Source organism: uncultured Dialister sp., assembly GCF_937959425.1.
In the GTDB taxonomy this organism is placed as follows: domain Bacteria; phylum Bacillota; class Negativicutes; order Veillonellales; family Dialisteraceae; genus Dialister.
This window is the reverse complement of the sequence record NZ_CALGPS010000026.1, coordinates 1-5134: the sequence shown is the minus strand read 5'-3', so window position 1 is coordinate 5134 and position 5134 is coordinate 1. Positions and strand designations below refer to the sequence as shown.

4 protein-coding genes are annotated in these 5134 nt (G+C 50.4%); 2 read left to right on the top strand and 2 right to left on the bottom strand.

Annotated elements, in window-relative coordinates; genetic code table 11:
• Nucleotides 1-608: 608 nt before the first annotated feature.
• Complete coding sequence (locus tag Q0482_RS01095) at nucleotides 609-1613, top strand: iron ABC transporter permease (RefSeq protein WP_299142332.1); 1005 nt, start codon at nucleotides 609-611, stop codon at nucleotides 1611-1613.
• Complete coding sequence (locus Q0482_RS01090) at nucleotides 1613-2410, top strand: ABC transporter ATP-binding protein (protein ID WP_299142333.1); 798 nt, start codon at nucleotides 1613-1615, stop codon at nucleotides 2408-2410. The genes Q0482_RS01095 and Q0482_RS01090 overlap by 1 nt, the downstream gene beginning before the upstream one ends.
• Nucleotides 2411-2476: 66 nt before the next feature.
• On the opposite strand, the gene Q0482_RS01085 is transcribed toward Q0482_RS01090, so the two are convergent.
• Both Q0482_RS01085 and Q0482_RS01080 read right to left on the bottom strand, forming a co-directional pair.
• Nucleotides 2477-3403: an ABC transporter substrate-binding protein gene (locus tag Q0482_RS01085; RefSeq protein ID WP_299142330.1), complete on the bottom strand. Its 927-nt coding sequence runs from the start codon at nucleotides 3401-3403 to the stop codon at nucleotides 2477-2479.
• A 102-nt stretch (nucleotides 3404-3505) separates the two neighbouring features.
• Entirely contained in the window at nucleotides 3506-4495 is a 990-nt protein-coding gene (locus Q0482_RS01080) for a sirohydrochlorin cobaltochelatase (RefSeq protein ID WP_299142328.1), read from the bottom strand.
• Between the last annotated feature and the right edge of the window lie 639 nt (nucleotides 4496-5134).

Sequence of the window (5134 nt, the reverse complement as noted above, 5' to 3'; positions counted from 1 at the left end):
AATGTCGCTTGACTTGGCAATCCTATGCAGGATTGCCACCCGCAGGAAGGAGCTGCCCGGTAGGGCTGAGGATAGGCCTTTGCTGTGCAAAGGCGCCGCCGCAGGCGGAATTTCACGGAAGAGTCACATTAGGCCCCTTTGGGTCTTCGGATTTTCTACGAAAATCCGCTATCCTCCGTCGCCTACGGCGACACCAACGGCCGGGCATTAAGGTGTTCGCTTACTGTGCAGGCTATGCTCACATATTAGCCCGGCTCAGAAGCCCTCTGCAGGGCTTCTGCCTTCCAGAGGAAGGAGGCTTTTGCACTACGTCATGTACCCTTGGTGACACAATGGGTAACACGTAACGCTGACTTTATACTCATTGCCGCCGCAGGCAGCTATCCACAACCTTCGCCCGCGAAGCGGGCGTCAACCCTCCTCTTTAAACCCTTTGAACCGGAACCCTCAAAGCCCATACCTCTTGTATTAGTATAAGAAAATGCTATAATTAAATAGTACTGATATTTTGAAATTTCTATGTTAAGGAAGCAATGCGCGATTCAAAGAATCAGCCCACTGCTTCCTTATAATTTTGGAAGCGGTTTTTCTTATGGAGGAGTATGCCTATGGAAGAAAAGAGAAATGAAACAGGGAAGAGTAAAGGCCTACGGATTTTTATCATTATCCTGTTTGCTGCATTTACTGCTTTTGCCATGATTTTCAGCCTGATTTTCGGTTCGGCGGACATTTCTTTCGGCACGATTCTGCATACCCTTTTGGGAAATGTGGCAACCACCGATGAAATGGTGATTTGGAATATCCGGTTTCCCCGGAATATTGTAGGCGCTCTGGTAGGGGCGAACCTGGCAGTATCCGGTGCCATTCTGCAGGCCGTCATGAAGAATCCCCTGGCGGACCCGGGCATTGTAGGTGTTTCCAGCGGCGCCGGCCTGGCCGGGGTGATTATGCTGATTTTCATGCCGGAAGCATCCCTCCTTCTGACACCGGTGGCCTTTGTGGGAGCCATGCTTTCCGCCGCTGCCGTCTATGCGCTGGCATGGAAAAACGGTATCCGCCCAAGCCGCATTATTCTGGCCGGTGTGGCAGTGAGCGCATTTCTGGGAAGCGGTATTTCCGCCCTTCTTGTTTTCTATTCCGATAAAGTGCAGGGGGCCCTCCTGTGGATGGTGGGCGGCCTGTCTGCCAGAAGCTGGCCCCAGGTGGAAGCACTCTTCCCCTATACAGTGCTGGGCCTTGTGCTTGCCCTGGCAGGATGCAAGGCACTGACTATCCTCAGCCTTGGCGATGAGACCGCCAGAGGCCTTGGGGTGCCTGTGGAAAAAGTCCGTTTCTCCATGACTGCCGTAGCGGCCCTCCTGGCTGCCGGTGCTGTCAGTATTGCCGGACTCATCGGCTTTGTAGGCCTTGTGGTGCCTCATATTGTGAGACTGATTATAGGTACGGACTACAAGTATGTAGTGCCCGGTTCCGCCATACTGGGAGCGGGAGTGCTTGTATTCTGTGATACCCTGGGCCGGGTGCTTTTCTCGCCCATTGAAATCCCTGCAGGTATTATCATGGCCTTCCTGGGCGCGCCTTTCTTCCTGTATCTGTTAAGGAGGAGCGCATGATGAATACGAACGATATTGCCATTAAAATTTCCGACATTCATGTTTCCTTTGGAAATCATCACGTTCTCCGCGGTGCCAGCGGTGTTATTAAAAAAGGAAGCATCGTCACCTTTCTGGGAAGAAACGGCTGCGGTAAATCCACCCTTTTGAAGACGGTAACAGGAAATCTGACACCTCAGAAAGGGTCTATTGAAATCGCAGGCCGCCCTCTTTCCTCCTACAGTTCCAACGAACTGGCCCGGGTGGTGGCATTCCTGCCCCAGTTCCATGATGTTCCCAAAGACATGACCTCCGAAGAACTGGTCTCCTGCGGACGCTATCCCTACCAGCACTGGTGGAGCGGCGTTTCCACAAAGGACAGGGAAGTGGTGGCGGAAGTAATGGAAAAGACAAATACCACCCATCTCAAAGACCGTCTGGTAGCCAGTCTTTCCGGCGGTGAAAGACAGAGAGTATGGATTGCCATGGCCCTGGCCCAGGAACCGAAGATTCTGATTCTTGACGAACCTACCACCTACCTGGATATCTGTCACCAGCTGGAAGTGATGGAGCTGGTGTCCAAACTGAACGAGGAAGAAAATCTGACGGTAGTCATGGTCCTTCATGAAATCAACCAGGCCGTCCGCTACTCCACGGATCTTCTTGTCCTGGAAAACGGCGTCATAGAGCGCCACGGCCCGCCGATGGAAGTCATGACCCACGAAGCCATTGCAGAAGTTTTCGATGTGGATGCGGATGTGGAAATGAGAAAAGGAAGACCTATGATCTGCATCAATGGACTGCTGGAAAAGGAGTGAGGCCCCTATGTGGCCGGATATATGAAAAAAGATACCCTGCAAAAGGGTATCTTTTTTATTTCCATCTTATTCTCCATAAGCCAGGTTATACAGCTTTTCCATGGCCTGTGGTGTCCTTACGCCGGGGTTCATGAGGAAAAGGTCCGGTTCCAGGAAGTAGACTCGCTTGTTCTGCACCGCCTTCAGGTGGGCCCAGGAGGGGTTGTTTCTCATGGATTCATCCAGCTTTTTGTTGATTTCATCCTGTTTGCCCATGGTTACGATGAAGATGGTGTCAGGATCATCGGCTGAGAGCTGCTCCAGGGAGTAGGGGACTGTCTTGCTGTCCAGTTTGATGTCCTTGTGGCTGGTGATGACGTTATCCATTTTAAGCATTTCCACCATGGAGGCGCAGATGGATTTCGGCGTTTCCGCTGTCACATCCTTGCCGGTGGCGCGGAGAACAGCTACTTTGGCCGGCGTTTTGGCAGCGGCTTTGTCTTCTATGGCTTTCACTCCTTCTTCATAGGTCTTAATCACATTGTCTGCCTTGGCCTGCTGGTCATAGAGGGTGCCCATGAATTTCAGAAGAGGTACATTATCATTGATGCCGTCATACTGGATGAGAAGGTAGGGGATTTTATTGCTTTTTAAGAGGGATTCCAGTTTGGAGTTCTGGTTCTTTTCGCCAAGCACCAGGTCCGGTTTCATGCCTACCAGAGTTTCCATATTGATATTCTGTACATGGCCCAGGGTGGGGAGGGATTTCGCCTCTTCAGGAATGGGGCTTGAAGTTTCCGGCCGGGCTGCAGAGGTGCCGCCTACGGCATAGGCCATATTAAGCAGGGGAGCAGAGAGCTCTATTACTCGTTTAGGCGGTGCTTTCATGGTAATGGTCTGGTCCTTGTAGGTGTAGGTGACATTTCCATTTCCGCCTTCAGACTTGGTGCTTCCGCAGGCTGTGAGAGCAAGACAGAGGGCGGCAGCCGCTGCTGCTGCTAAAAATTTCTTCATTCGGTTCTCCTTTATTTCATAAAGATGAAATAAACCCCTTCGCCGAGATGACGAAGGGGTCTAATGTAGAGACAAATCATCTCTTACATATCATACCACAAATTATTTCTGCAGTGCTGCCAGTGCTTCATCAGCGCGCTGTACATAGATATCTCTTACAGCTTTGTTTTCACCAAGGCCGTGGATGTAGGTGGAAACTTTGAAGCCCTGTGCTTCCAGCTGGCTCTTGTGGGAGTCAGGATCAGAGCCGGCCATATCGTTGTTTGCATGGTCTCCGGCAACCATCATGATAGGCATGAGGGTTACATGGGTGTAGCCGCCTGCTTTCAGTTTCGGAATGACATCTTCCAGGTTCGGACGGCCTTCAACAGAGTAAACAAATACATTGTTCATGCCCAGCTGATGGAGTCTGTCCTGGATAACGCTGTAGTAAGCGTTGCCCGGATGGGGAGTACCATGAGCCATGATGAGGGTTGCATCATGAGCGCCCATCTTCGGGAACTGGGTGGAAACGGCTTTCAGGAAATCGACTACCTGGTCCGGTTCGCCTTCGGTGCCCTGGAAGTACATGAGAGGGGTAGCCAGGGAAATTTTCTTGAAGTTCGGAGCCTGCATTTTTGTGACTACGGAGTCATAGCTGTATTCCATGCCGGGAATGACGTCCAGGGAAACGACGGCAACGCGGGTGTATCCTTCGGCTTTCAGTTTTGCGAAAGCTTCTTCCGGGGTCATCTTGGTGATGCCTTCTTTAGCTTTTACACGGTCGATGATAATATGGGAAGTGTAAGCTTCGTAAACCGGTACATTCGGGTTAGCTTCCTGGATAGCCTTTTCTACGGCATCAATGGTCTTATGACGGGTGTCGGTGAAGGTGGTACCGAAGGTCATAACCAGAATAGCATCTTTGTTTGGTGCGTTTTTCATTGCCGGATTTTCATGGGTCCATACACCTACGGTGGAAGCTTCGCGGAGAGCCGGGGTTACGTCCTTAACTTCCGGGTTCAGTTCATAGGCATTAACGGACATGCCCATTCCCATGACACAGAGAGCTGCCATAGATGCAGTTAAAATACTTTTGATACTTTTTTTCATGAAAAATCACTCCTTTGAAAATTTCCTGAGGGAAGCTGAATGAAACAGTGCTTACCCGTGAGCCAGGATTCTGTACAGTCCAAAAAACATACAAGATGTTTCCCAAGTACTTGTATGATTTTGGCAGTACTTTGCATGACTTAAGTTTAGTACATCACTATTACAAAGTCAATAATATTTTTTATATTTTCTAATCTTTGAAGTCTAAATATTAAGATGATAGAAATGGAATTCAAAAATAAACGGATAGGACATTAAGAATAGGGGAATGGGGATAGTGTCGGCTATCGGCTGTCGGCCTTGGTGAGCGTGCAGCCGCGGAGCAGCTGGGATCGAAGATCGGGATCGGGGGCCGCCTGCGGCGGCAGTTGGTGGGCGCCTTTTGGAAATATAGGGGTGCCAGTATAAATAAATAAAACCGATTTAGTGAGCTAGTGAGCTAGTAAAACCATACAACCGCGCCTGCGGGCGAGGGAAAAGAGGCCCCCCTTTGGTGGCTGGCGCCACCACCTTTCCCCAAAGGGAAGCATGTCACTAGATTCTCAGTCGCCTACGGCTCCCTACGAATCCAGTTCCTTTGCCACCCCGCAAGCGGGGGCACAATAAAGTTCCGCGAATCATTTTTCTCAAAAGTTGTTC

Coding starts and splice junctions, on each gene's coding strand:
- Q0482_RS01085 (WP_299142330.1), bottom strand. CDS start 3,403: ATGAAGAAATTTTTAGCAGCAGCAGCGGCTGCCGCCCTCTGTCTTGCT.
- Q0482_RS01090 (WP_299142333.1), top strand. CDS start 1,613: ATGAATACGAACGATATTGCCATTAAAATTTCCGACATTCATGTTTCC.
- Q0482_RS01080 (WP_299142328.1), bottom strand. CDS start 4,495: ATGAAAAAAAGTATCAAAAGTATTTTAACTGCATCTATGGCAGCTCTC.
- Q0482_RS01095 (WP_299142332.1), top strand. CDS start 609: ATGGAAGAAAAGAGAAATGAAACAGGGAAGAGTAAAGGCCTACGGATT.